The sequence below is a fragment of the Cellulophaga geojensis KL-A genome (genome assembly GCF_000568425.1).
GTDB classification, from domain to species: domain Bacteria; phylum Bacteroidota; class Bacteroidia; order Flavobacteriales; family Flavobacteriaceae; genus Cellulophaga; species Cellulophaga lytica.
In genome coordinates, this window is the sequence record NZ_ARZX01000016.1 from 63,633 (window position 1) to 89,925 (window position 26,293).

The 26,293-nt window shown below is 33.2% G+C and carries 19 protein-coding genes; 11 read left to right on the forward strand and 8 right to left on the reverse strand.

Annotated features, from left to right (window positions below; genetic code table 11):
• The 3 genes from KLA_RS12195 to KLA_RS12205 all read right to left on the reverse strand — a co-directional run bounded on the left by KLA_RS12195 (position 1) and on the right by KLA_RS12205 (position 6,625).
• The gene (locus tag KLA_RS12195) at positions 1-1,554 is read right to left on the reverse strand and encodes a glycoside hydrolase family 10 protein (RefSeq protein WP_034646196.1); all 1,554 of its coding nucleotides are present in this window, start codon (positions 1,552-1,554) and stop codon (positions 1-3) included.
• A gap of 116 nt (positions 1,555-1,670) precedes the next feature.
• Positions 1,671-3,383: a RagB/SusD family nutrient uptake outer membrane protein gene (locus tag KLA_RS12200; protein WP_034646198.1), complete on the reverse strand. Its 1,713-nt coding sequence runs from the start codon at positions 3,381-3,383 to the stop codon at positions 1,671-1,673.
• A gap of 17 nt (positions 3,384-3,400) precedes the next feature.
• The gene (locus KLA_RS12205) at positions 3,401-6,625 is read right to left on the reverse strand and encodes a SusC/RagA family TonB-linked outer membrane protein (protein WP_013620327.1); all 3,225 of its coding nucleotides are present in this window, start codon (positions 6,623-6,625) and stop codon (positions 3,401-3,403) included.
• A gap of 280 nt (positions 6,626-6,905) precedes the next feature.
• Here KLA_RS12205 and KLA_RS12210 point away from each other — a divergent pair, with 280 nt between their 5' ends.
• Both KLA_RS12210 and KLA_RS12215 read left to right on the forward strand, forming a co-directional pair.
• Positions 6,906-7,655, forward strand: coding sequence for a DeoR/GlpR family DNA-binding transcription regulator (locus tag KLA_RS12210; RefSeq protein WP_013620326.1), 750 nt, complete (start codon positions 6,906-6,908; stop codon positions 7,653-7,655).
• 72 nt (positions 7,656-7,727) lie between these two features.
• Positions 7,728-8,546 carry an N-acetylmuramic acid 6-phosphate etherase gene (locus KLA_RS12215; RefSeq protein ID WP_013620325.1) on the forward strand — a complete coding sequence of 273 codons (819 nt, stop codon included), beginning with the start codon at positions 7,728-7,730 and terminating at the stop codon, positions 8,544-8,546.
• Positions 8,547-8,555: 9 nt separating this feature from the next.
• Here KLA_RS12215 and KLA_RS12220 read toward each other — a convergent pair whose 3' ends face one another.
• The 5 genes from KLA_RS12220 to nirB are packed head-to-tail and all read right to left on the reverse strand — an operon-like array spanning position 8,556 to position 14,338.
• Positions 8,556-8,918, reverse strand: coding sequence for a DUF7009 family protein (locus KLA_RS12220; protein WP_013620324.1), 363 nt, complete (start codon positions 8,916-8,918; stop codon positions 8,556-8,558).
• A gap of 10 nt (positions 8,919-8,928) precedes the next feature.
• Positions 8,929-10,776 (reverse strand): ATP-binding protein, encoded by a 1,848-nt coding sequence (locus KLA_RS12225; protein ID WP_034646200.1) that lies wholly within the window; start codon positions 10,774-10,776, stop codon positions 8,929-8,931.
• A 27-nt stretch (positions 10,777-10,803) separates the two neighbouring features.
• Positions 10,804-11,391 carry a DUF4202 domain-containing protein gene (locus KLA_RS12230; protein ID WP_034646202.1) on the reverse strand — a complete coding sequence of 196 codons (588 nt, stop codon included), beginning with the start codon at positions 11,389-11,391 and terminating at the stop codon, positions 10,804-10,806.
• A 23-nt stretch (positions 11,392-11,414) separates the two neighbouring features.
• Positions 11,415-11,795: a nitrite reductase small subunit NirD gene (nirD, locus tag KLA_RS12235; protein ID WP_174258348.1), complete on the reverse strand. Its 381-nt coding sequence runs from the start codon at positions 11,793-11,795 to the stop codon at positions 11,415-11,417.
• A 29-nt stretch (positions 11,796-11,824) separates the two neighbouring features.
• Positions 11,825-14,338 (reverse strand): nitrite reductase large subunit NirB, encoded by a 2,514-nt coding sequence (nirB, locus tag KLA_RS12240; RefSeq protein WP_034646204.1) that lies wholly within the window; start codon positions 14,336-14,338, stop codon positions 11,825-11,827.
• Positions 14,339-14,468: 130 nt separating this feature from the next.
• Between nirB and cobA the strand changes: the two genes are divergently transcribed.
• The 9 genes from cobA to KLA_RS12285 all read left to right on the forward strand — a co-directional run bounded on the left by cobA (position 14,469) and on the right by KLA_RS12285 (position 26,291).
• Positions 14,469-15,239: a uroporphyrinogen-III C-methyltransferase gene (gene cobA / locus KLA_RS12245; protein WP_013620319.1), complete on the forward strand. Its 771-nt coding sequence runs from the start codon at positions 14,469-14,471 to the stop codon at positions 15,237-15,239.
• Positions 15,240-15,297: 58 nt separating this feature from the next.
• Positions 15,298-16,023, forward strand: a complete 726-nt coding sequence (locus KLA_RS12250) for a Crp/Fnr family transcriptional regulator (RefSeq protein WP_013620318.1) — start codon at positions 15,298-15,300, stop codon at positions 16,021-16,023.
• Positions 16,024-16,251: 228 nt separating this feature from the next.
• Positions 16,252-17,625: a CmpA/NrtA family ABC transporter substrate-binding protein gene (locus tag KLA_RS12255; protein WP_034646209.1), complete on the forward strand. Its 1,374-nt coding sequence runs from the start codon at positions 16,252-16,254 to the stop codon at positions 17,623-17,625.
• Positions 17,626-17,654: 29 nt separating this feature from the next.
• Positions 17,655-18,755, forward strand: coding sequence for an ABC transporter permease (locus tag KLA_RS12260; RefSeq protein WP_013620316.1), 1,101 nt, complete (start codon positions 17,655-17,657; stop codon positions 18,753-18,755).
• Positions 18,756-18,773: 18 nt separating this feature from the next.
• Positions 18,774-19,619: an ABC transporter ATP-binding protein gene (locus KLA_RS12265; RefSeq protein WP_034646211.1), complete on the forward strand. Its 846-nt coding sequence runs from the start codon at positions 18,774-18,776 to the stop codon at positions 19,617-19,619.
• Positions 19,620-19,631: 12 nt separating this feature from the next.
• Positions 19,632-20,459 carry an ABC transporter ATP-binding protein gene (locus KLA_RS12270; protein ID WP_034646213.1) on the forward strand — a complete coding sequence of 276 codons (828 nt, stop codon included), beginning with the start codon at positions 19,632-19,634 and terminating at the stop codon, positions 20,457-20,459.
• A 41-nt stretch (positions 20,460-20,500) separates the two neighbouring features.
• Positions 20,501-21,784: an alginate export family protein gene (locus tag KLA_RS12275; protein ID WP_034646215.1), complete on the forward strand. Its 1,284-nt coding sequence runs from the start codon at positions 20,501-20,503 to the stop codon at positions 21,782-21,784.
• A gap of 128 nt (positions 21,785-21,912) precedes the next feature.
• A complete protein-coding gene (locus KLA_RS12280) occupies positions 21,913-22,581 on the forward strand; it encodes a response regulator transcription factor (RefSeq protein ID WP_034646217.1) in 669 nt (222 codons plus the stop codon).
• Positions 22,582-22,760: 179 nt separating this feature from the next.
• Positions 22,761-26,291 carry a nitrate reductase gene (locus KLA_RS12285; RefSeq protein ID WP_034646219.1) on the forward strand — a complete coding sequence of 1,177 codons (3,531 nt, stop codon included), beginning with the start codon at positions 22,761-22,763 and terminating at the stop codon, positions 26,289-26,291.
• Positions 26,292-26,293 lie beyond the last annotated feature (2 nt).

Sequence of the window (26,293 nt, forward strand, 5' to 3'; positions counted from 1 at the left end):
TTAATTAATTATAAGTTCAAAAAATTCACTTTGGTTTCCAGTTCTATCTACAGCTGTTAAGCCAATTTTATTTAAGGTATTTGTGTTGTTTTTAAGTGTAAGAGGAATGTTGTAATTTCTATTTCTACGATTTAAAATAGTGTGTTGCCATTTTTTGCCATTTCTTTTAAAATAAAGCACCCATCTAAACACATCTGTAGTATTGTTATGTTCCCAACTAATTTGTACGGTGTTTCCTTTTTTTGTGGTTTTCACTATTGGTTGTAGTGGCGGAGTATTATCTAACCAAGGAGATGGTGGTACTAAGGTTTTGTTTTTGTATGGTTTGGCTAACAATCCCTTAGATAATGTATCATATTTAATTAGCGGACCAATGCTCCAATGTACAGTGCCTTTGCTTTTTGGTAGCATACCTCTAGTAATCATAATCTGATTAAAAACCTCATCTAGGTTTTCTTTAGTACCGCCTAAATCTACTTTTATACCTGGCCATAAGTGCATTTGTTTGCTGTTTTCTGTTTGCCACCAGCCTAATAGTTCAGGAAAACTTTGTCCTATTTTGTTTGTTGTCCAATAAAGTTGAGGTGTAAAATAATCTACCCACCCATTGTTTATCCATAATTTGGCATCTGCATATAGTTTTTCATACTGATCATAACCTACAACAGATTCTGGGTAGCCAGGTCTCCATATTCCAAACGGACTTAAACCAAATTTTACGTGAGGTTTACTTTTTTTAATTTCTGTATATACATTTTTAATAAAAGTATTCACACTTTGTCTTCTCCAGTTAGATTTGCTTAGTTTTCCTCCATTACTAATGTATGCGCTCCAACTTTTGTTATCTGGAAAATCTTTGCCGTTGTTGTAAGAATCGTAAGGATAAAAATAATCATCAAAATGTATTCCGTCTACTTCGTACCTGTTAACAATGTCCATAACAACGGCTAAAGAACGGTCTTGGGTTTCTTGTAAAGAAGGATTCATCCAATACATTCCATTTTCTAAACCAACAACTAATTCTGGATTGGTTTTTACAACAGATGTACTTTTAATATTACCTCCTTGTGTATGGTGTGCTCTGTATGGGTTTAGCCATGCGTGTAGCTCCAAGCCTCTTTCGTGCGCAGCATAAATCCAAAACTTTAAAGGATCATAAAATGGTTCCGGAGCTTTGCCTTGTTCACCTGTTAAGTAATAAGACCAGGGTTCTATACTGCTTTGGTAAAGAGCGTCTGCTTGAGGCCTAACCTGAAAAATTACAGCATTAAAATTATGATCTTTTAAATAATCTAAAAGAGCTAAAGCTTCTTTTTGTTGTTCATAAATAGATAAGCCTGGTTTACTGGGCCAATTAATATTAGCAACAGTAGCAACCCAAGCAGCCCTAAATTCTTCAATATTATAAGGTGTTTTTGGATCCCATTTTGTGGTTTTTTTAGTTTTTCCTAAAGGGGTTTTATTAAAAAATGATAGTTCTTTTGAAGATTTGCAACTAACAAACAGTAACGCTATAGTTGCTATAAAAAAATATCTAAAAGAATAAATTTTCATACGATGTGATTTATGTTTTTTTTTTTTTTGAAAAATGCTACTAGGTATTAAAAAAGTCCTTCAGAAATAAACCTGAAGAACTTTTTTTGAAAAACTAAAAAACTATAATTATTTAGTTACCAGCCAGGATTTTGCTCTAGCTCTACACCTTGATCTTTATACAGCGTAATTTGATCTAAAGGAATAGGGCTTAAGTAAACTCTTGGGTTGTCAAAAACACGTAAAGATTCTGCCGCAGAGGCCGGAACTATGTATCCTTCATCTCCATTTGTTAATGTAATTTCATCTAAGTTGTTATCTGGATAATCTGCCTTAACAATATATGCACCTTGGTTAATTTCAGGATTATCAACCATATCTACATACTCAAGTTTTTTCCATCTTTTAAGATCGTCAAGTCTAAAGCCTTCCATCATTAACTCAACTCTTCTTTCTCTTCTAATTTCCCATAATAAAGCTGGTACAGATGCATCTCTATTAGGGTCATCATAAGTTACACCACCAACCGCTGGTAAATCTCCAGCAACTTCTAAATGTGGAATTTCAACACCAGGTCTGTCTCTTAAAACATTGATAGATTTATCTACATCTGCTTGTGTTATAGCAGCACCACCAACAGTTCCTATTTCTGCAGCAGCTTCTGCGTAATTCATTAAAACTTCTCCATACCTAATAATTGGAGCGTCTGTAGGGTTTAAGTTAGAGCTACCTATTGGATCATCTTTTATAGACTCATTTAAAAATTTGTGAGTAGCAAAACCAGATGATGAGTGGTTAGATGCGATGCCGTTTAAACGTAATTCATAAGAAACAAATGTTTCATAAATTCTTGGATCTCTGTTTGCCATAACATTATCTATGCCTTGGTCTCCTTGGTATTCAGACGAAACTGTTATAGGTAAACCGTCATTGGCTAAATATGCATTAATAGCATTTCTAGAGACACCAACTTGTGGCTCTTTGTTATTATAGCTGTTTAAGGCGTGTGTTATTAGTCCTTCTTGGTATTCTTTGTATAAGATAACCTCAGGATTTCCAGATAAGCTTAAAGAATTAAATACTTCTCTATAATTGCCTAAACTATAGTTGCCAGAACTTATAACTTCATTAGCAGCCCATTTTGCAGCAGTTAAGTACTCTAAAGCTTTTGTTGTGTTCCCTTCATGATATTTTTGCCAAGTACCTTCATACAACATAATACGAGACATATAAGCTAGTACAACATATTTATTTACTTCTAAACCATTGTCATCTACAGAAGCTCTAACATTGTCTGCTGCATATTGTAAGTCTTCAAGTACTTTATCCATTACAAAAGTGCGCTCATCTCTTTTTTTGTATAATTGTTCATTATCATTTTCAGATAGCTCAGTGTCAAAATAAGGAACATCTCCAAATCTACTTGTTAAATCGTGGTATTCTAAAGCTCTAAAAAATCTACCAATACCAGTCCAGTGGTTAATAGCTTCTTGCTCCATAGGAACTGTTTGTACACGATTTATAAAAATGTTTGCTTTACGTACCCAACTAAAGCCCCAGCCGCCACCAGAGGTAGGTACTTGTTGTGTAAATCTAGACGGGTTTGTAGAAGCAAAATCATCATTTAAAGATTGTCCAGAAAAATAATTTCCCCAGCTATAGCTAGATCCGTATCCTCTAAAATATCCATTATAGAAGCCAAAAGCAAAAGCCTTTACATTGCCTTCACTAGTCCAGTATGTTTCATCTGTAAGTAAATCTTGTGGGGGAACATCAAGGTAGTCATCTTCACACCCTACAAATGCAACAATGCAAAGAAAAAGCAGTATTAATTTATTTGTTACTTTCATTTTTTTAGTTTTAAAATTTATAGAGATATTTGAAGTCCAAAAGAATAACTTCTTCTAAAAGGATAAACTCTACCAAATGTAGATGTGTCATTAGTACCAGCGTTTGTGTAGTCTACTTCTGGGTCTACAGGAATTTCTACACCGCTTATTTCAAATAAGTTTTCTCCACTTACATATAATCTAAATTTGTTTACTTTAAGCTTATTGGTGATAGACTCTGGTAAAGAATAACCAAGAGTTATGTTTTTCATGCGTAAGTAAGACATATTAAGTAAGTACTTTGTTTGCGGTAAAAAATTCATTTGAGAATTACTTTGTTGTTGGTCATTAGGTCTTGGGTAATATGCATTAGTATTTTCTGGCGTCCAGTAGTCTAACTGATGGTCATACCAAGCCTCTGCATAGCGGTAACCAGGGATAAATACAGGTCCGTTTGCCCAAAAATCTCTTTTACCAACACCTTGCATAAACATATTAAGGTCAAAACCTTTCCAATCTGCACCAAGTTGTATGCTGTACTGATATCTTGGTGTGGTGTTACCAATCACTTTCATATCTCCTGAGTCTCCAACAGTGTTAGAGCCATAGTCAATAACACCATCACCATTAATATCTTTGTATTTAATATCTCCAGGACCATATTTAAACCACCCGTTAGTTTCGTACAATTCTTGACTAGGAACACCTGCAGCGTAAGATCCGTCTGCATTAAAATCATCCTCAGTAAAAAATCTATCTGTTTCATAACCCCAAATTTCACCAATTACTTTTCCTTCGTAATTAGAGTAAATGCTTTTGGTGTCATTAGCGTACTTTGTAATTTTTTCTTTAAAGTCTGATAAAGTTGCTGTTGCATTAATGCGTAAATCATTATCAAATTGATGATTAAAATCTAAAGCAAGCTCCCAACCATTAGTTTGCATTTCACCAAAGTTTCTTCTTGGAGAAGAGGTGCCAAAAGTGTTAGGTAACGTTACACCAGAGCTATGCATATCACTTACCGTTCTTCTGTACCAATCAAAAGTTAAACCTAGTTTGTTATTTATAAATTTAGCATCTAAACCAAAATCTAAAGTTGTTACAGTCTCCCACGTTAATGAAGAAGGTAGTGCACCAGGTGTGCCAACGGTTAATTGGTTTTGTCCGTCAATTAACCAACTAGATGATGTAGAGGACATGATTCTATAAATACTAGATAAGTACGTGTTTTGGTTACCAACAGAACCGTAAGAACCTCTAAACTTTAAAAATGATAAAGCAGGATCTAAGTTTTTCATAAAATCTTCTTCTGTCATTACATAACCTGCAGATACAGATGGAAAATAGCCCCATTTTTTATCTGATGATAATCTAGAAGAACCATCATAACGAGCATTAACCTCTAGTAATAATTTGTCTTTATATGAATAGTTAACACGACCAAAGAAACCTAAGGTTGTCCATTTGTTTCTATCTCCTCCTACAAATTGGTCTCCTGTTGCTAAAGCTAGTTCACCCTGGTCTGGGTTTAGTAACTCTCTTCTTTGAGAATAGTGAAACCAATATTCATATTCTTCCATATCACCACCAAAAGTAAATTTGAACTTATGATTGTTAAATTCTTTATCATAATTTAAATAAGCTTTAGCGGTATTTCTTCTGCTCCAGTCCGAGTTGTATTGTACGCGGTCATATGCAGAACTACTATAAGGTACATATGAGAAATCTGCTCCTTGTCCCCAAAAATTATACGCATAAAGAGTGCCTCCCACTTGCTTTTCATGTTCTTCTACTCTGTCATGTGTAAAGTCAAAGTTTATAGCTAAATCTTTAATAGGTGTTAAAGTAGTACCTAAGTTTATTCTAGATAAAGAGTAATTAGTTTCATTCATTTTTGCTTGCTCTACTTCAGAAATATGGTTTCTAAAAGGTTTGCCATCTACAGTTCCGTATGGGTAAAAAGCTGGCCATCTGGTAGTGTAGAACCAAGCATCATAAGTAGCAGAACCAAATTTAAAAGGTTCTGTAGTTTTAGAGTTGCTATGTAAAACTTTGGCTCTAACATCTACCCAGTCGTTAATAGTAGAGTTTACACTTAAATTTACATTGTAACGTTGGTATTTATCAGGATTGGTTTTGTATACACCACCTTGGTCTAAATAACCAAGACCTAAATAATAGTTGGTTTTTTCACTACCACCAGATAAAGAAAAATCGTGTTTTTGTTGTGGAGCCCATTTTTCTACAAATTGTTCTCTAGGATCCCAAGATCTGTAAAAGAACAAGCTACCATCTCTAATTTCATAGTCACGGCCCTCTACCATTTCATTGCCTAAGTTTTGGCCTCCGTATAGCTCTTCCCATTCTCTCATTTTTTCAATAGCAAGTTGGTCTATACGCATACCTACAACACCGTAAGATTGTAATGATGGTATTCTGCGGTTAACAGCAGCAAATGCCATTTCTGCACCTTCGGCAGCAGGAGCTACTTTTGGAGTGTTTGTAGGTGTTGCCCAAGAAAAGTTATTGGAGTAACTTATAGAAGGAGCCTGGTTTCTACGCCCTTTTTTAGTAGTAATTAAAATTACACCCCAAGCACCTCTTGCACCATAAATAGAAGTAGATGCAGCATCTTTTAAAACAGATATTTCATCAATATCTTCAGGGTTAATAGATTGTAAACTTGGAATTTCAACATTATCAACCAATATTAAAGGTTGTGCACCGCCACCAGTACCTAATGTGCCAACATTACCTCTAAGCTTAATAGTTGGGTTAGTACCTATTTGTCCGCTTGGAGTAGTAATTGTTAAACCAGGTGTAACCCCTTGTAAACCACGTGCAACATCTGTAATAGGTCTAGATGCAAGTACGTCTGTGTCTACAGAAGCTACAGATCCTGTTACACTTCTCTTCTTTTGGTTACCGTAACCAACCAACACAACTTCATCTAACCCTTGTACGTCAGTTAAAAGTGTAATATTAAAAAAGCTTTGGTTGCCTACCGGTATTTCTTGTTTTGCATATCCTAAATAAGAAAAAACAAGAATTGTGTTTTCACTATCTGATAAATCAATGGTAAATTTTCCATCAAAATCAGTTTCAGTTCCGTTGCTTGTGTTTTTTGCAAAAACACTAACTCCAGGAATGGGCACTCCTTCTGGGTCTTTTACTTCACCCGTAACTGTTTTAGACTGTCCAAACATTTGTAAGGAGCATAAAAACAGAAAAAATAAGATTGATTTTTGAAATCCTTTTTTCATAATTAGAGTTTGTTTTAAATTACTTTTTTGGTTTTAGTTAGTAGGTAAATTCTAGGGTTTAATATTTTACTATGCTTATAAATTAATAGTCTTTAAAAATCTTATGTTAATAGTTTTAAACTTTAAGTTAACTCATTGTTAATCTTTTCAAACTTATGCAAAAAAATGCAAATAATTGCATTATCGATAATAATTTTTGCAATTTTATGCTGTTTTGTATGTAATATTGTTTTTTCTTTGCAGTTATTAGCAATATTTTTATTGCATATATTTGCCTAATATGTTAAAAGAAGAAAGACAACAGTTTATTTTAAACGAGGTAAGAGTGCACAATAGAGTGCTCTTAACAGATATGGCAGACCTTTTAAAAGTATCTATGGATACAATTAGAAGAGATATTAAAGAGCTTCATAAAGAGAAAAAGTTAAAAAAAGTGCACGGTGGTGCTATCTCTTTAGGCTTTAATAACTATAGTTTTCAGTTTAATGAAGTATATTCTTTAGAAAAAAAGTCAAAGATTGCAGTAAAATGCATAAACCTTTTGCGTAACGGGCAAGTACTGTTATTAACTGGCGGAACAACCAATATGGAACTGGCAAGAATGCTGCCTACAAATTTATCATTAACCTGTTTTACGCCAAGTTTACCAGTTGCTAATCAATTAATGTCTAAGCCAAATGTAGAGGTAATTTTTATAGGGGGTAAGGTTTCTAAAGATGCACAAATAACAATGGGTTCTGCTGCTGTTAATATGTTAAATAGCATAAAAGTAGACATCTGTTTTTTAGGAACACACTCTATAGATTTAGATGAAGGGTTAACAGAGTTTGACTGGGAGATTGTGCAAATGAAAAAAGCTATGATGCAGTCTTCAAGAAAGGTTATAGCACCTGTTATTTCTGAAAAATTAAATACAAAGCAACGTTACAAAATTTGTGATATTCAACAAATAGATATGCTAGTTACAGAACTAGACTCTACCAATGAAAAACTAGTAGAATTTAAAAATAAAAATATAGAAGTGTTGTAGTTTTTAATGTGTTTTTATGCATTTAATATAATTCTGCAGCCTTATCAACCAAAAAAATAATAATAAGATTTTATGTCAGATTATATTAAAATTACAGAACAGCCATCAAACTATAATGCATTGGAAACAATGAGTAGTAAAGATCTTTTGTTGGGTATTAATAACGAAGATCAAAAAATAGCAGAAGCTGTTAAGTACATAATACCTTCAATAACAAAATTGGTAGATAGTATTGTGGAGCGCTATAAAAAAGGAGGAAGATTATTTTATATAGGTGCAGGTACTAGTGGTAGATTAGGAATTTTAGATGCTTCAGAAATTCCGCCAACATTTGGTGTTATAGACAGGGTAATAGGTATAATTGCTGGTGGTGATAAAGCCATAAGAAATGCGGTAGAAAACGCAGAAGATAATTTACAGCAAGCATGGAGAGATTTAGAAGAATTTAATATTACAAATAATGATGTTGTAGTAGGGATTGCAGCATCTGGCACAACGCCATATGTTATAGGAGGTGTTACTATGGCAAATGAAAAAGGATTGTTAACAGCTTGCATTACTAATAACCCAGGTTCTCCTTTAGCAAAATCTGTTGCTATTCCTTTAGAAATAAATGTAGGGCCAGAGTTTGTTACGGGTAGCACAAGAATGAAAAGTGGTACATCGCAAAAAATGGTGTTAAATATGATTTCTACAGCTTTAATGATTAAAGCTGGTAGGGTAGAAGGCAACAAAATGGTTAATATGCAGCTAAGCAATATTAAGTTGGTAGACAGAGGTACGCGTTATTTAGTACAAGAATTGCAAATTAATTATAATGAGGCAAAAGCAATACTAGAAAAGTATGGCTCGGTAAAAAAGGCTATAGAAGCATTTAAAAAAAATGTTTAAAAAATACTGCTAAGCATTAGGGTTTGGGTAATTGTCAGACTGGTCTTCTACAGTTTCATCCATACAAACAAAATCTTTTTCTACTAAAATAAAAAGCGTTTTACCTTGTGGTGTAATGTAATTGTTATTAAAACCAACTACAGAGTTAGTAGCCCAGTCTTTGGTGTAACTGTTAGGGACGTAAATAGTTATTGTATTGTTGGCAAAGTCTGTTTGTAGACTGTTTATATTTTTTTTTATTTTTATTTCATAACAGAATAGCGTTGTGTTAAACTCCGTTTTTTGAGCAAAATAACCAGTTTTACAAAATGCTTCTACTTCACTTTTAGTAAGTCTGTACCTAATAGAATTTCCTCTAATTCGTATTTTCATAATATTGGTTTTACGGTTGTTGCTTAGTAGTTTTTTCTGGTTTGTAATTTATAGTTACCCTTGTTCCTTTACCAGGTGTAGAGTTAATAAATAGCCTGCCATTTATATAGTTTATACGTTCTTTCATATAAAATAATCCCATACCACCTTCACTATTATTTTGAGGTGTTTTTTTTAAAATAGAATTATCAAACCCTTTACCATCATCATCAATTAAAACACTTAATGTATTTTGGTTGTAGTTTATACTTAGTAAAATATAATTAGCATCAGCATATTTAATAGCATTGTTTATTGCTTCTTGTGCAACCCTATAAATATTAGTTTCTGCTAAGGAACTAAACCTAATGTTTTTTTCTGTTTTGTTCTCAAAAAGTATGTTTTTTCCGGTGAGTTTAGACAGTTCTACGGTCATTTTTTGCAATGCAGGTAGTATGCCGTGGTCTTTAAGTTCTGGCGGTGTAAGGTTAAAAGTAGCTGTACGCACACCTTTTATTAAGTCTGTGCATAACGATTTTAAGTACGCTATTTTTTCTTCTGTTTTATCTGTGTTCTCAAGGTTAATAGATTCTATGTTAAATTTTAGCGCAGTTAACATTTGTCCAATACCATCATGTATGTCTTTTGCAATACGTTTGCGCTCTTCTTCTTGGCCTTCTACAATTAGGCTAGCTTGTAGTTTTCTTTGTAGTATTTTGTCTTCAAAACTTTGTTTGGTTAGCAGTTCTAGTTTTTGCTGGTTTTCTATACGCTCTGTAATATCAGAACATAAAATTAAAATGCTTTGTTGTTTTGAAGATTTATGAAGAGGAATTATGGACATATCTAACCAAATATCTTCCTCTTTTTTTGTTTTTATTTTTATCTCCTCGTTTCTAATATTTTTTCTATTGCTTTTAAAAACTTCTTTTAGATATTGTTGTTGGCCTTCATTTGTTGTGAGTATTTCAGACAATGGCTTGGCTAAATCCTGAGTGTTACAGCCCAATAGTTCTTGAAATTTTTTACTAATAAAAACAACACTTTCGTTATTTTTAATACTCGCAAACAGGGCAGCATTATCTATAACAAAATTCAACTCTTGCAACTCTTGTAAAGAGCGCTCTTTTTCTTGATATAACTGCTCTATTTTTAAAGTGTTTTCTTCAGATTCAATTTTACTTTTTAATAGTTTCGTTATTGTGTTTCTAATCTGTATAGATAAGGGTCTAAAAATAAATAGAATTTCTAATAGAAGAATTACTAATGAGAAAGCAACAAGTATGTGCTCTTTTTGCTTTAATTTTTCAAGTTGAGTTTTACTAATACTATCATATTTGTTTACAATAGCATCCATTGCTTCTAAAAATATTTTCTCATTTTTTAAAATGATATCTATGTTTTTCCTTAAGCTTAAAGTGTCTTCTGCTGTAGCGTTAGTTTTAAGTGTAATAATGCGTTCTGCAGCATTAATCATAGCATTGTGGTGTGGTGTAATTTTTTGTAGTAATGCTAATATATCTTTATTATCTTCTTTGGGTATGCCCATAGAATCATTACCAAATTGTAATGCCTTGTGAGAAATACGCCAAACGTCTAAAGTATTTTTTGTGTTTTTTAAAACCAGATTTTTTTCTTTTTTTAAATTGGTTCTGTCTAGTAATAAAATGTCTTTTACTAATTTTTGACTGTAAGCACGTTGTCTACCAGCAACATTTATTACTCTAGAGTCGTTTAGTTGTGAGTTCAAATGCATTTGTATTAATACCTGAGAAAATACTATAGAAAAAGCAATGGCTAACAAAGCCAATAAGTACCACTTTCTAATTCTTAAAAAGGTGGTGTTGTCTAAAGATTTCTCAAGTTTATTATAACTCATAAATTGGTCTTGTAAAAGGAAAAGTAATTAAGATAATGCCTTACCTACAAGTTCTAAAGACGATTTAGATAGTGGTAATTTTAAAGCAGCATCTTGACCTTCTTTAGACATTTTACGCCACGTTTTTTGTAAAATATCAATAAGTTTTTCTTCTGAGTATTTTTTAGCAAAAGGTTCAAAATAATACTCTAAAAACACTAAGCAGATAACATCTTCTAGTGTCTGTGTTTCTTCATTTTTTTTTAATTGTTTTTTTTCAAGTAAAAAAGCAACTTTTTCAATGATATTTTGGTCGTATCCAACAGCGGTTAAAATTTCACTTGCTTTTTTAGCGTGATATTTTTTTAGGTCTTGTCTCCATTTCAAATACCCTGTTCTGTTCATTTCATAAGAATCTCTAGGTATTTCCCATCGGCATATATGCTGGCAACGTGCAGTTAATTTTAGTGTTTCTGAAGCATTAGGAGCAAAAGAGTTTAATTTTTTTGTCATACGCATAGCATACAAAACCTCTTTAGCATACGTTTTACCTTGGTATGTTTCTTTATTAGGGTCTTGTTCGTTTGCTTTATCAAAAAGATCAAAAGCTTGTTTTAGTTTATTTACTGTTGCCATATGTGGTAAGGTTTGTTTCAAAGCTATTCAGAAAACCCAATATACACAAAACCATCTTCAATTTTTACAGGATATGTTGCAATAGCATCTAAGGTGCCATTTAAATTTTCTCCGGTTTCTAACGAAAACGTATTTTTATGCAGGGGACAAGCCACTTTAGGTGTGCCCATATCTTCGCCAATCATTCCGCGAGAAAGTACCATTTCCATTTTATGCGGACATAAGTTTTGGCAAGCATACCATTTGTTTTCTCGTGTAAAATTAAAAACAGCAATTTGTTTGTTTTTATATTTTACACAGGCCCCACCGTTTTTTGGAAATTTAGTTATTTCTGCAGCTTTAAACCACGTAGTTACATCGTCTAATGCAGTAGGCGAATACTCTTTTAAAATTGATGTTATCATCGTTATATATTTTAGTTCTGTTTTTATGGTTACACCCAAGGAGTTGGCATTTTTTGGTCTCTTAGTGCTACAAATTCAATGTTTTCATCCTCTTCTGTAGAGTTTACAAAATGTGTGTATTTGGCTCTTATTTCAGGGGTTTCTATGGCTTCTTTCCATTCGCATTTGTAAGTTTCTACCAAATGTTGCATATCCTTGTCTAACTGGTCTACAATGCCTAGGCAATCATTAATTACTACATCTTTAACATAGTCTATACCACCTTCTAACTTCTCTAACCAGGCGGCAGTACGCATTAGTGGCTGTGCTGTTTGTATGTAGTACATTAAAAACCTGTCTACATATTTAATAGCAGTTTCTTTATCTACTTTTTCTGCCAATAAAACAGCGTGCTTAGGAGTAGCGCCACCGTTACCGCAGATATAAATATTCCAGCCGCCTTCAACAGCAATAAAACCAAAATCTTTTCCACGAGCTTCTGCACATTCCCTAATACAGCCAGATACGCCACCTTTAAATTTATGAGGAGAACGTATGCCTTTGTATCTGTTTTCTATTTCAATGGCAAAACTTACACTTTCATCCATACCATATCTGCACCAAGTAGATCCAACACAGCTTTTTACGGTACGTAAAGATTTTCCGTAGGCTTGTCCGGTTTCAAAACCTTCAGCAATTAATTCTTCCCAAATAAGTGGAAGTTCATGTAGTTTTGCTCCAAACATATCTATACGTTGTCCGCCTGTAATTTTGGTGTATAAATCATATTTTTGAGCAATTCTGCCCATCGCAATCATTTGTTTTGGAGATATTTCTCCGCCAGCAACACGTGGCACAACAGAGTAGGTTCCGTTACGCTGAATGTTAGCTAAATACCTGTCATTAGAGTCTTGTATGGTGTCTTGTCTATTAGCGGTTTCATTATAAATACTTGCAAATAATGATGCAGCTAAAGGCTTACAAACTTCGCAACCATTGCCTTTTCCGTGGGTATCTAGTAGCTCATCATAATCTTTAATGTTTTTCATTTTTACAATATCATATAACTCTTGTCTAGAGTAATCAAAATGTTCGCAAATACGTTCTTTTACAACCTTGCCTAAAGATTTTAAAGTTTCGTTTATTAAATCTGTTACCATTGGTTTACAGCCACCACAGCCAGTAGTTGCTTTGGTTGTCTTTGCAATATCTTTTACTGTCTCTTTACCATTATCTTTTACAGCACAACGAACTTGTGCTTTAGTTACGGCTTCACAAGAACAAACAACAGCAGCATCTGGTAAATCTATAACGCTACCAAAAGAAGCTGCACCATCACCAGCAGGTAGTATTAACTGTGATGGATCTGATGGAATAGGCATACCATTTAAATATATTTGATGTAGCATACTATAATCAGTAGCATCGCCAACTAATATTCCGCCAAGTAATTTTTTACCATCAAGACTTACATTAATTCTTTTGTATAAATGTTGTGTTTTGTTTTCAAATATTACAGAATGTCCTTTAGTTGCTGGCATAAAAGGGTTTCCAAAGCTTGCCACATCTACACCAATTAATTTTAATTTGGTAGACATATCTATACTTTCAGACATAATGTTGTTTGCATTGCCTATAATTTGGTCAACGGCAACAGATGCCATTTCATATCCAGGAGCTACCAAACCATATATCATTTGGTTGTAAAGAGCAATTTCTCCAATAGCATAAATATATTCATCAGAGGTTTGCATTTTGTTGTTAACTACAATGCCGCCACGTACACCAATTTCTAACCCACAAGCTTTTCCTAACTCGTCTCTTGGTCTAATACCAGCAGATATTATAAGCATATCTACACCTAAAATATCATCTTCTCCAAACTCCATTCCGGTAATAAATTTATCTCCTAGTATTTGGTTGGTAGCTTTGCTAAGGTGTATATGTAAACCAATAGATTCTAATTTTAATTGTAATACTTGGCTGCTTCTACTATCTAATTGTCTTGGCATTAGTTTTGGTGCAAACTCAACTATATGAGGTTCTAAGCCCATATCCATTACGGCTTTACCAGCTTCAAGACCTAATAGTCCGCCTCCTAAAACCGCAGCTTTTGCTTTAGGTTTAGTAGATTTTAATTTAGCTGCATAGGCCAACATACTTTCTAAATCTTCAATAGTACGGTATACAAAAACACCTTCTTTTTCTACCCCTTTTATTGGAGGTACAAAAGCAGAAGAACCAGTTGCTAGTACTAGATAATCATAAGAAAAATTACGATTGTTAGCTGTTGTAATTGTTTTGTTATCTCTGTTAATGTCTGCAACACGCTCATTTATCATTAGTTCAATTCCGTTTTTTGTATACCAATCTTCAGAGGCCATTTCTAACGCTTTTGCATTTTGGTTTTCAAAAAACTCACTTAAATGTACGCGGTCATAAGCAGGTCTTGGTTCATCACCAAAAACTAATAGCTTAAAATTTCTATATTCTTTTTGGGCTACAAACTTTTCGCAAAATTTATAACCAACCATTCCATTTCCTATTACAATTACGGTTTTCATACGTAGGAGTTTATCAGATTACTTAGCAAACATACGTATTATTACGTATATTTTATCTGTTTTTATCAAAATAAATACGTAGTTTTGTTGTGTTATTAATAATTTTTGACTTTAATAATTATATATTATGATGTTAGCAAGTACTCCAAAAGTTAGTTTAGTAGGTGCAGGTCCCGGTAGTGTAGACCTTATTACACGTAGAGGGTTTAAGGTCTTGCAGCAGGCATCTGTAGTTTTGTATGATGCACTGGTAAGTAAAGAATTACTAAATGAAATAGATATAGAAATACCAAAAATATACGTAGGGAAACGATGTGGAGAACATTCTTTTACTCAAAATGATATTAATAAGTTGATTGTTAAAAATGCGTATGCATACGGACACGTTGTACGTTTAAAAGGCGGAGATCCTTTTGTGTTTGGTAGGGCTAGTGAAGAAATAGAGTATGTAGAGTCTTTTGGTATACCTGTAACTGTTGTGCCAGGTGTAAGCAGTGCTATTTCTGTACCAGCTAGTCAAGGTATACCTGTTACACGCAGAGGAATTAGTAGTAGTTTTTGGGTAATGACAGCTACAAAAAAAGATGGTTCTTTTTCTGGAGATTTAACTTTAGCAGCAAAATCTTCTGCAACATTAGTAATATTAATGGGTATACGTAAGTTTGAAGAAATTGTGCAAGAAGTTGCAAAACAAAGAAATAAAACAACACCTTTTGCTATAATTCAAAACGGAACTTTAGATAAAGAAACCTGTATAACAGGTACTTTATTAAATTATAAAACAGTTAAAAAGGATATTAATACTGCGCTTCCTGGTGTTATAGTTATTGGTGATGTTGTTGCAGAACACCCCTCCTTTTTTGAAGAAGAATTGCAACGAGTACTTCAGTCTGGCTTATAAGTAAAGTCAATTTAAAAAGTAGTTTTCATATTTTATTTAAAAATTTAAACCAAATATTATGTCTGGCAAGTATACATTTTTAGCTACTTCTTGTAAAAACTGTGTTAATACAGAGTGTTTGGTAAAAAGAAGTGTTTTAACAGAACAAGATGATTTTTTTTCTTCATTAAAAACTGAGATTAGTTGTAAAAAAGGACAGCAGTTTATAATAGAAGGAGCGCCAGTAAACGGTCTCTTTTTTATACTAAAAGGCAAAGTAAAAGTTTATAGAACAGGAATAAATGGAAAAGAGCAAATTGTAAGATTTGCTAAAGAAGGAGAAATAATAGGTCACCGTGGTTTTGGAACCGAAGAGTATTATTCTATAGGAGCTATAGCACTAGAAGATACTGTTTTATGCTATTATTCTAAGAATAGTTTACAGCAAAAACTTAAAAGTAATGCAACTTTTACCTATGATATGATGCTATTTTATGCAAACGAACTAAATAGGAGTGAAGCAAAATTAAAAACCATTTCACAAATGACGGTTAGAGAGCGTGTGGTAGATTCGTTACTTTACATACATAGAAAATTTAAAGACTATAATGGTTTTTTAAACTTGCAACTAAGTAGAAGGGAATATGCAGATTATGCAGGTACTACAGAAGAACAAGTAATAAGAGTTTTTTCTGCCCTAAAAAAGGAAAGTTTAATTTTTACTAAAGGAAAAAAAATAGGAATAACTAACATAACCTTACTTAAAAAAGAAATATCTGAACATAATTATTATTTAGATTTATAAATAAATTTAAAATTCACAAAAAACAAAAGCTGCGTATTTATACGTGGCTTTTGTTTTTTTATAAAGTGCTTGTTAATAGTTGATTATGCTTTTTTTATGTTTTAAGACAGGTTTTTTAATGGTGTAAAAGGATGTTTTGTTCTGTGTAATTTCATAAAATTTTACAAAGTATACGTATACTTTTGTTTTATTAAGTATTAATACGTAGAACACACTAAATAATTAACTATGAAAAATACAGTAAACAATGTACTTCTTTATTTAATAGCTCTAGCTTTTCTATCGGCCTGTGGTGAAAAAGATAAAAAAGCAAGTACTACTACAACAGAAGAACTAACAGGGTCAGCATTTGAAATTGAAAAACCACAATTAACTTTTGGCTTTATAAAGTTAACAGATATGGCTCCTTTAGCTATAGCAAAGGAAAAAGGTTTTTTTGAAGAAGAAGGGCTTTTTGTTTCTGTTGAGGCACAGTCTAATTGGAAAAATGTTTTAGACCGCGTTATAGATGGCCAGTTAGATGGTTCTCATATGCTAGCAGGACAACCAATAGCAGCAGGAGTAGGGTTTGGTAGACGTGCAAAATTAGTTACTCCGTTTTCAATGGATTTAAATGGAAACGGAATAACAGTATCTAATGATGTTTGGGCAAAAATGAAACCAAATGTGCCTTTAGATGATAACGGAAAAACAATACATCCAATAAAGGCAGATGCTTTAAAACCAGTAGTAGCTGAGTATAAAAACAGCGGAAAACCATTTAAAATGGGAATGGTTTTTCCGGTATCTACCCACAATTATGAAATAAGATATTGGTTAGCAGCAGCAGGCATACACCCAGGGATGTACACAGCAGACAATGTGCAAGGACAAATTGATGCAGAAGTTTTATTATCTGTAACGCCACCACCACAAATGCCAGCAACACTAGAGTCGGGCACAATATATGGCTATTGTGTAGGTGAACCATGGAACCAGCAAGCAGTTTTTAAAGGTATAGGTGTACCAGTTGTTACAAATTATGATATCTGGAAAAATAACCCTGAGAAAGTATTTGTAATGACAAAAAAGTTTGTAGATGAAAACCCAAACACAGCAGTAGCGGTTACAAAAGCTTTAATAAGAGCTGGTAAGTGGTTAGATAATCCTAACAACAGAAAAGAGGCCGTTAAAATATTGTCTATGTCACAGTATGTAGGAGCGCCAGAAGAAGTTTTAGCAAATTCTATGACGGGTACTTTTGAGTTTGAAAAAGGAGACAAACGTTCTATGCCAGATTTTAATGTGTTTTACAAATACAATGCTACTTACCCTTTTTATTCTGACGGAATTTGGTTTTTAACACAAATGAGAAGATGGGGGCAAATTTCAGAAGCAAAACCTGCCGCTTGGTACAAGGAAACTATAAAAGAAATTTACCGCCCAGATGTTTGGAGAAAAGCTGCAGACTTATTGGTTGCCGAAGGCAAAATACCAAAACAAGATATACCAGATACAGATGGTTATAAGCCAGCAACAACAGATTTTATAGATGGTACTCTTTATGATGCAAAAGATCCTATTGGTTATATAAACAGTTTTTCAATAGGTAATAAAGATTAACTACCACTACAACCCAAAAAGAATATACGATGAAACAAGAAATTACATTAAAGAAACAGCACTCTGGTTTTGCTTTTTTTAAGCAAATAGCTTCAATTGTTAAATCTAAATTTGAAAAAGAGGCGGTATCAAAATCACTAAAAAAAACAGCTATAACCATTGTTTCTATCCTTTTATTTTTAGGGTTGTGGCATCTTGGTTCTAAGGCGTTGTATAATAAAGAGGCCGCATACAGAATAGAAAAAGCATTGGTAGAACAAGGCCAAGCTGCTGCAGATGCAGAAAAGGCTTGTATAGCTTCTGGCGAAAGTAGGTGTCAGCCAAATACACTACCATCACCAACACAGGTTTGGGCATCGTTTATGTCTTTAATTGCAGATCATCAATTAATACAGGCTAAAAAAGAGGCTTTTAATTTAAAAATGGAAGCAACTAATACAAAGTTAATTGCACAAGGAAAAAAGGCAATTGTTTACACAGGAAGAGCATCTTTTATAGACATTGTTTTAACTAGTATAAAAACGGTTTTTGCAGGTTTTTTGCTTGCGCTTATTATAGCAGTTCCTATAGGTGTTATTATAGGATTAAGTCCGTCTCTTAGAAGTGCATTTAATTGGTTTATTCAGATATTTAAACCTGTGTCTCCAGTAGTATGGTACTTGTTAGTTTTTATGATTGTAAAAACATTATACATAGGAGCCAGCTCAGATAATGCATTTGTAATTTCTTTTGTTAGTGTTGGTTTGTGTGCAATGTGGGCAACTTTAGTAAACACAGCAATGGGTGTTTCTTCTGTAGATAAAGATTATATAAATGTTGCTAAAGTTTTAAAGTTAGGAACTTTTCAAAAAGTATTTAAAGTTATTTTACCTTCTTCTTTACCATTAATATTTACGGGGCTTAGAATTACACTTTCTGTTGCTTGGATGGTTCTTATTGCCATAGAGTTACTGGCTCAAAGTCCAGGTTTAGGATTGTTTGTTTGGGAAGAATTTCAGAATGGAGCAAACGATTCTAATGCCAAAATTATAGTGGCAATGTTTGTTATTGGGATTATAGGCTTTTTGTTAGATAGGTTAATGTTAACCATACAACAAATGGTGTCTTTTAATAAAAACGAGGGCATTTAATTTATAAAAACAAGCACTATGGCATATTTAGAGTTAAAGAATGTATGTAAAACATATGGGCAGGGTAACAATAGTACAGAGGTACTTTCTAACATCAATTTAAAAATTGAAGAAGGAGAATTTGTTGCCATTGTAGGTTTTACTGGAAGTGGAAAAACTACACTAGTAAATTTAATTAATGGCTTAATAAAACCAACCAGTGGAGAGGTGCTTTTTAAGGGAGAACCTGTAGTTGGTACAAGTCACAAACGTGGTGTTATTTTTCAAAATTACTCACTACTACCTTGGTTAACAGTATATCAGAATGTTGCAATGGCTGTTAAGGAGGCTTTTCCAAAGGAAAGTAAAACAGAGATTAGGGAAAGGGTTGTTAGTTTTATAAAAATGGTAGGCTTATCTCATGCAATTGATAAAAGGCCAAAAGAATTGTCTGGCGGAATGAGACAGAGAGTTTCTGTAGCTAGGGCATTGGCTATGAAACCAGAGATGATAATTATGGATGAGCCTTTAGGAGCTTTAGATGCATTAACCAGAGGTAATTTACAAGATGAAATATTAAACATTTGGAGTAAAGATAAAAGAACCGCATTGCTAATTACAAATGACGTGGATGAGGGAATTTATATGGCAGATAGGATTATTCCTTTAAAACCAGGACCTAAAGCTACATTGGGCCCAGAATTTACTATTGATATTGAACGTCCAAGGGACAAAACCAAATTAAATGATAATATAAATTATATAGAAACAAGAAATAAAATTATAGCCTATTTAATGGCTATAGGAGAAAACAGAAAGTCCGTTTCTAACACAGAGTATGTATTGCCAGATGTAACACCAAAAAGCTTTGTTGGTCAATTTTAAAACTATAGAAAAATGAATTCTACCATATCAAAAACAGATAATACAAACTTTGAAAACGGAATTTTCTATCCATCAAAAGTTATGTTAGACCTTATTAATTTAAAAAAGGTTTACCCAACACCAAAGGGAGATTATGTGGTTCTTGAGAACCTAAATTTACAAATAATGAAAGAGGAGTTTGTTACAATTATAGGTCACTCTGGTTGTGGAAAAACAACAATGCTCTCTATGATAGCTGGTTTAAATCCTATTTCTGGCGGAAACATATCTGTTTTGGGTAATCCTGTAAAAGGACCAGGTCCAGATAGAGGAGTAATTTTTCAGTCGCCAAGTTTAATGCCTTGGATGACAGCCTTACAAAATGTTCTTTTAGGGGTAAATCAAGTTTTTCCTCATATACCTAAAAAACAACGTGTAGATATTGCCAAATATTATTTACATAAGGTTGGTTTAGATGGGGCTTTTAATAAAAAAGCAACAGAGCTATCGCAAGGTATGCAACAAAGAGTTGGTATTGCAAGAGCCTTTGCTATTAAACCCAAGGTATTGTTGTTAGATGAGCCTTTTGGAATGTTAGATTCGTTAACAAGAGGAGAGCTTCAGGATATTTTAATAGAAATATGGAACAAAGAGAAAATTACAGCAGTAATGATTACTCATGATGTAGATGAAGCTATTTTTTTAGCAGACAGAGTAGTTATGATGACAAGTGGCCCAAGGGCAAAAATTGGGGACGTATTAACTGTAGATTTTGAAAGACCTAGAACAAGAAAATCTGTTTTAGATCATAAGGATTACTACGCTTGCAGAAAGCATTTAATAGATTTTTTAGAACACTAAAATTAATTAAGAACACTATAACACCACCAAAAAAATAGATTATGAAAAAAAATCAATATATAACAATAGCACTCTTTTTATTTATAACGCAATACTTATCAGCACAGTTTACAATAGATGGCGAGTTTAGGCCAAGAACAGAGTACCGCCATGGCTACGGAAACATAATTTCTGAAGATACAGATGCTGGTTTTGGCATATCTACTAGAGCACGTATAAATTTTGGTTATGCAGACCAATCTTACAAGGTGTATGTAAGCCTGCAAGATGTAATGACATGGGGAGAAAACAGGCAACTTTTACCTGCGGATGCTAATAATTCTTTTGCAGTTTTTGAAGCTTGGGGAGAGCTAAATTTAGGAGAAGGTTTCTCTACAAAAATAGGAAGGCAAACAATAGATTATGACGATCAAAGAATATTGGGTTCTGTAGGTTGGGCACAGCAAGCACGTAACCATGATGCAGCATTGTTAAAATATAAAAAAGACAAATTTTTATTGGATGTAGGTTTGGCATTTAATCAAGATAAGGCAAACTTATCGGGCTTTTCATCTGTTGGTACAGCGTACAGCACTACAGGTTTTTTCTCTTATAAAACAATGCAATATTTGTATCTAAAGCAAAAATGGGACGCTTTTTCTGGTAGCTTTTTACTTTTAAATAATGGTTTTCAGGAGTATGAGGATGATGAAACAACACCAGATGGTACAAGTAGTTTGTTAACACTTGGTACACATTTAGCATACAAAAAAGGAAAACTAGGTGTTAGTAGTAATCTATTTTTACAAACAGGTAAAAGACAAGGAGAAGTAGATGTAAAAGGAGCTTATTTGGCAAGTTTAGATTTTAGCTTAAAAGCATCAGATAAAATTACTTTAGGTGCGGGCTTAGAGCTTATTAGTGGTAATGATGCAGATGCTGGTGAAACAGGCGCCTTTTTTCCACTTTACGGAACCAATCATAAATTTAATGGCTTTATGGATTATTTTTATGTAGGCAACCACGCTAATTCTGTAGGTTTACTAGATGTACACATTAGCGCTAATTTTAAACTAAATGATACCTCTAGCCTTATGGTAAAAGCGTTAAATTTTAGTGCAGAACAAGAGTTAGCTAGTGGTGACAAATCTTTAGGTACAGAGGTAGACCTAGTTTTTTCAAAAAAGTTTAAAGGGTATGGTTTGGCTATAGGGTATTCTCAAATGTTTGCAAATGATGGTATGTATGAGCTAAAAGAAACAACTAAAGATGCTTCTGCTGGAGGTCAAAATTGGGCATGGGCAATGTTAACCATCAAACCAAAATTTTTAAATACAACAAAATAATCATCAATTAAATAACTGTTCACTAGTCGCTACAGTATTATGTGGCGACTTTTTTTATAGTATTGCCTAAGTATATTACGTATGTCACTACGTATTTTTAAATTATATTTGTAAAAATATTTTGATGAATGAGTAGCACTATAAGTATTGTATTGGCAGATGATCATTCTTTAGTAAGAGACGGAATACGTTCTTTACTAGAAGAAGAAAAAGATTTGGTTGTAGTAGCAGAGGTGTCTAACGGTAAAGAAGCCATTGATATTGTTGAAGAAAAAAAACCAGACCTTTTAATTATAGATATTAGAATGCCAGTAATGAATGGTATAGATGCTGTTGAGTTTTTAAATAAAAAAGGATCTACAACTAAAACCATTATTTTGTCTATGCATGATTCAGAAGAATATATTCTTAAATCTGTAGATGCAGGTGCAAACGGTTACTTATTAAAAGATACAGGTAAAGTAGAGTTTATAAAAGCAATACACACTGTGCAACAAGGAGGTAAGTATTTTAGCGGAGACATATCTAATGTATTGGTTAATAATTTACTTCATAATAAAACAGCATCAGAAACAGTAAAAACTTCTAAAAATAATAGTAATCCTTTTGATCTTACAAGTAAAGAATTACAGGTGTTAGAATTGGTTTTAACAGGTTTAACTAACAAACAAATTTCAGAAAAACTACAAAATAGTAAACGTACTGTAGAAACGCATAGGTTTAATTTAATGCGTAAAATGGAAGTTAAAAACCTTATAGATTTATCTAAAAAAGCACAACAGTATAATTTAGTTTAAAACTACCAACAGCGTATAACAAGCTGCAACAATAGTTAACCTACTATTTTTAAGGGGTTTATTTGTAAATTAAACAATTTCATCCCCTTATTATTATCATATCGTTACTACGTATTTATACGTAATTCTGTATCTTTCCATAGTTTAAAAAGATGTTTACACATCTGTTATTTAGAACTATGCAAAAAAATACAACACATAAAACTATTTGCTGTTATTGCGGTGTAGGTTGCGGAATAATTGTAGAAAAAGATGCTAAAAACGTACTAACTGTATCGGGTAATAAAAACTATCCGGTAAACAAAGGTATGTTGTGTTCTAAGGGTAAAAATTTAAACTACGTAGCTCAAGACACCACAGATCGTATTTTGTATCCAGAAATGCGTTGGAGTAAAAACCACCCTTTACAAAGAGTTTCTTGGGATGATGCTTTTAAAAGAGGAGCAGCAGTTTTTAAAAGTATTATAGATAAGCACGGGCCAGATAGTGTAGGTTTTTATGTGTCTGGTCAGTGCTTAACAGAAGAATACTATTTGGCTAATAAATTAATAAAAGGGTTTATTGGTAGTAATAATATAGATACCAACTCACGTTTATGTATGAGTTCTGCTGTTGTTGGTTATAAAAAAACAGTGGGCGAGGACTCTGTACCAATTGCATATGCAGATATAGAGTTGGCAGATTGTTTTTTAATTGCTGGTGCAAACCCTGCCTGGTGTCACCCAATATTATTTAGACGTTTAGAGAAGCATAAAGAAGAAAACCCTAATGTAAAAATAATAGTAGTAGACCCAAGAAAAACACAGACTTGTGCCTCTGCAGATTTGCACTTACAAATTTTACCCGGTACAGATGTTATTCTCTTTAATGCTATTGCGCGTGTGCTTATAGAGAAAAAGAAAATAGACAAGAGTTTTATAAAAAAACATACCATAAATTTTGAAGAATGCAAAGCAAGTGCTTTTCAATTAACGTTAAATGCTGCTGCTAAAAAATGTGGTATAAAAGCAGAAGATATAAAAAAAGCAGCACTATATATTGGTAATGCAAAAGGCTTTATTAGTATGTGGACAATGGGGCTTAACCAAAGTGTAATTGGAGTTTCTAAAAATGTAGCATTGCTAAACATATCACTACTTACAGGTCAAATTGGTAAGCCAGGTTCTGGTCCGTTTTCTTTAACAGGGCAACCAAATGCAATGGGTGGTCGTGAGGTTGGTGGTATGGCAAATTTGTTGGCAGTACACAAAGATTTAAATAATCCTGAACACAGAAAAGAAGTATCGGATTTTTGGGGAGGTAAACAAGTACAAGCAAAACCAGGCTACACCGCAACAGAAATGTTTAATGCTTTAGATAATGGTGATTTAAAAGCTATTTGGATTATTTGTACAAACCCTGTGGTAAGTATGCCTAACGCAACTAAAATTGAGCAAGCACTAAAAAAGGCAAAATTTGTTGTAGTACAAGATGTTTCTCATAATTCTGAGACCACAAAATTTGCAGATTTACTTTTGCCAGCTGCTGGTTGGTTAGAGAAAGAAGGCACAATGACAAATTCTGAAAGACGAATTAGTTACTTGCCAAAAGTTATTAATGCACCAGGCGAAGCATTGCCAGACGCAGAAATATTATGGCGTTTTGCTCAAGAAATGGGATACTCTGGCTTCAATTATAACAATGCTAGTGAGGTGTATGATGAGTACTGTTTACTTACTAAAGGCACAAGTATAGATGTTTCTGGTTTATCATACAATAGGCTAAAAACCGAAGGAAGTTTTCAGTGGCCAGTACCAGATAAAAACCATCTAGGAACACCGCGCCTGTTTACTAATTTTGCTTTTAATACCCAAGATGGCAAAGCACATTTTAATGCGCCATCAGAAACCTATAACCAGTCTGAGGAAACAAGTGTAGATTATCCATTAATTTTAAACACAGGTAGAGTAAGAGACCAATGGCATACCAGAACAAAAACGGGTAAAGTAAAACGTTTGCTTACGCACATACCTATGCCTTATTTAGAAATGAATATGGTAGATGCCTTTTTAAGAAAATTAAAAGAAGGAGATATTGCCGTAGTAAAAAGTAAAAGAGGTAAAGTACAGGTTAAAGTAACTATTAATTTTGATATTAGAGAACAGGTGGTTTTTTTACCAATGCATTGGGGGAAAATATTAAATAACGATTTTGGAAGGGCAAATAATTTAACTAATGATATTGTAGACCCAGTATCTAAAGAGCCCGACTTTAAGTACTGTGCCGTACAAGTAGAAAAATACGTAAAACCCAAACAAAAAGTTATAATTGTTGGCGCGGGTGCTGCAGCATATAGATTTATACAAACTTATAGAGAAAAAAATACGGTAGATGAACTGCATGTTTTTTCTAAAGAGAAAGATCCTTTTTATAACAGAGTATTATTGCCAGAGTATGTTAGTAATGAGCTCTCATGGCAATCTTTAGAAAAACTTAAAAAAGGAGAACTAAAAAAATTAAATATTAAACTACATGCTGGAGTTGGAGTTTCTAAAATAAACGATGACAAAAAACAAGTTACAGATGCTAATGGAGTAACCCACAATTACAATTTACTAATAATGGCAACTGGTAGTAGAGCTTTTGTACCTAGTGATGTGCCAATTAACCTGCCAGGTAGGTTTACTATGAGAGAACGTGGAGATGCAGATAAGTTAAAAAAGTACTTGCATGAAACAGGCTTGCCTAATAATGCACAACACGTGGTTATAGTAGGAGGCGGACTTTTAGGTTTGGAGTTGGCAGCTGCTTTAAAAAAAATTAATGTAAATATTAGTATTATACAAAGAGCTCCAAGGTTAATGGAGCGTCAATTAGATAATGTTGCAAGTAGGTTATTAGCGCAAGATGTTTTAGAAAGAGATATAAATTTATATTTTGATAATGAAGTTAGTACTGTTTTTGATGAAAAAACAACTAGTCATAGTATTTTGGTAAACCTAAAAACAGGAAAAACTATTAAATGTAACGCTATAGTTTATGCTATTGGTACAAGGCCAAATATAGAGTTGGCTAAACAAACAAGGCTAAAAACTAGACGTGGTGTTGTGGTAAATTCTTATATGCAAACCAGTAATCCATCAATTTTTGCATTGGGTGAAATTGCAGAATTTAACAACTCACTTTTTGGTATTACATCTGCCGCAGAACAACAGGCAGATATTGCTGCAAATTATATTTTAGGAGATTACAGTAGTATTTATAATGGCTCAGTTTTAATGAATATTTTAAAGTTTGAAAACTTAGATTTATGTAGCATTGGTATGGTAAACTCTCCTGCAGGTGATAACAGTTATGAAGAAATTATTTTAATGGATGTAAGCAAGCGCTTTTATAAAAAATGTATTGTTAAAGATGATACATTAAAAGGAGCCATTTTAATGGGAGATAAAAATGAATTTGCAGAATTTAAACGTTTAATTGAAGAGGAAATAGAACTATCGGAAAAACGAAATGAGCTGCTAAGAGGTGCCTCTAACTCTGTACCTTTAAAAGGTAAATTAGTTTGTTCATGTAGTCAAGTTGGTAAAGGTAATGTTACAGATGCAATTAAAGACGGCTGTACAGATTTTGCCAAGCTGTGTTCACAAACAGGAGCAGGTTTAGGTTGTGGTAGCTGCAAGCCAGAAATTAAAGAAATACTTAATAGTCAGCTTTTACTAGCAAATTAATA

What these genes read in the sequence shown, in the direction of transcription:
- KLA_RS12195 (WP_034646196.1), bottom strand. Translation starts at nt 1,554, where the DNA reads ATGAAAATTTATTCTTTTAGATATTTTTTTATAGCAACTATAGCGTTA.
- KLA_RS12200 (WP_034646198.1), bottom strand. Translation starts at nt 3,383, where the DNA reads ATGAAAGTAACAAATAAATTAATACTGCTTTTTCTTTGCATTGTTGCA.
- KLA_RS12205 (WP_013620327.1), bottom strand. Translation starts at nt 6,625, where the DNA reads ATGAAAAAAGGATTTCAAAAATCAATCTTATTTTTTCTGTTTTTATGC.
- KLA_RS12210 (WP_013620326.1), top strand. Translation starts at nt 6,906, where the DNA reads ATGTTAAAAGAAGAAAGACAACAGTTTATTTTAAACGAGGTAAGAGTG.
- KLA_RS12215 (WP_013620325.1), top strand. Translation starts at nt 7,728, where the DNA reads ATGTCAGATTATATTAAAATTACAGAACAGCCATCAAACTATAATGCA.
- KLA_RS12220 (WP_013620324.1), bottom strand. Translation starts at nt 8,918, where the DNA reads ATGAAAATACGAATTAGAGGAAATTCTATTAGGTACAGACTTACTAAA.
- KLA_RS12225 (WP_034646200.1), bottom strand. Translation starts at nt 10,776, where the DNA reads ATGAGTTATAATAAACTTGAGAAATCTTTAGACAACACCACCTTTTTA.
- KLA_RS12230 (WP_034646202.1), bottom strand. Translation starts at nt 11,391, where the DNA reads ATGGCAACAGTAAATAAACTAAAACAAGCTTTTGATCTTTTTGATAAA.
- nirD (WP_174258348.1), bottom strand. Translation starts at nt 11,795, where the DNA reads ATGATAACATCAATTTTAAAAGAGTATTCGCCTACTGCATTAGACGAT.
- nirB (WP_034646204.1), bottom strand. Translation starts at nt 14,338, where the DNA reads ATGAAAACCGTAATTGTAATAGGAAATGGAATGGTTGGTTATAAATTT.
- cobA (WP_013620319.1), top strand. Translation starts at nt 14,469, where the DNA reads ATGTTAGCAAGTACTCCAAAAGTTAGTTTAGTAGGTGCAGGTCCCGGT.
- KLA_RS12250 (WP_013620318.1), top strand. Translation starts at nt 15,298, where the DNA reads ATGTCTGGCAAGTATACATTTTTAGCTACTTCTTGTAAAAACTGTGTT.
- KLA_RS12255 (WP_034646209.1), top strand. Translation starts at nt 16,252, where the DNA reads ATGAAAAATACAGTAAACAATGTACTTCTTTATTTAATAGCTCTAGCT.
- KLA_RS12260 (WP_013620316.1), top strand. Translation starts at nt 17,655, where the DNA reads ATGAAACAAGAAATTACATTAAAGAAACAGCACTCTGGTTTTGCTTTT.
- KLA_RS12265 (WP_034646211.1), top strand. Translation starts at nt 18,774, where the DNA reads ATGGCATATTTAGAGTTAAAGAATGTATGTAAAACATATGGGCAGGGT.
- KLA_RS12270 (WP_034646213.1), top strand. Translation starts at nt 19,632, where the DNA reads ATGAATTCTACCATATCAAAAACAGATAATACAAACTTTGAAAACGGA.
- KLA_RS12275 (WP_034646215.1), top strand. Translation starts at nt 20,501, where the DNA reads ATGAAAAAAAATCAATATATAACAATAGCACTCTTTTTATTTATAACG.
- KLA_RS12280 (WP_034646217.1), top strand. Translation starts at nt 21,913, where the DNA reads ATGAGTAGCACTATAAGTATTGTATTGGCAGATGATCATTCTTTAGTA.
- KLA_RS12285 (WP_034646219.1), top strand. Translation starts at nt 22,761, where the DNA reads ATGCAAAAAAATACAACACATAAAACTATTTGCTGTTATTGCGGTGTA.